The 303-nt window shown below is 46.9% G+C and carries 1 protein-coding gene; it reads right to left on the bottom strand.

All coding sequences use genetic code 11. The features are described 5' to 3' along the window. Window positions 1-303 (bottom strand): zinc ribbon domain-containing protein (locus LI126_RS14650; protein WP_227165663.1); only part of this gene is annotated, 303 nt, incomplete at both ends.

The raw sequence follows: 303 nt of genomic DNA, 5'->3' as shown, positions 1-303 counted from the left end.
GACATATCCATTCGCGATCTGCCAGTGTCAGCTTTTTGGTCCCGGTACTCCCCATTACAAAACCGCAGTCATGGCAGGTTTGGGTAGTGTTTTTAGAGCTGACAGTGATAAATTGACGGTCATAGAGGTCGGCTTTGTATGACAACATCCCCAAGAAAGACCGCCAGCCAACATCACTGATGCTCATTGCCAAGGCATGATTTTTTAGCAGATTCTTACTCCTCAATTCTTCGGCTACAACGAGATCTTGGTTCTTGATCAGTGCTATAGACGTGCGTTGGAGAAAATCATGGCGGCGGTCAA

The organism is Mediterraneibacter sp. 210702-DFI.5.30 (genome assembly GCF_020560115.1).
Taxonomy (GTDB): domain Bacteria; phylum Bacillota; class Clostridia; order Lachnospirales; family Lachnospiraceae; genus Mediterraneibacter; species Mediterraneibacter faecis.
This window is presented reverse-complemented; position numbering and strand designations above follow the sequence as displayed.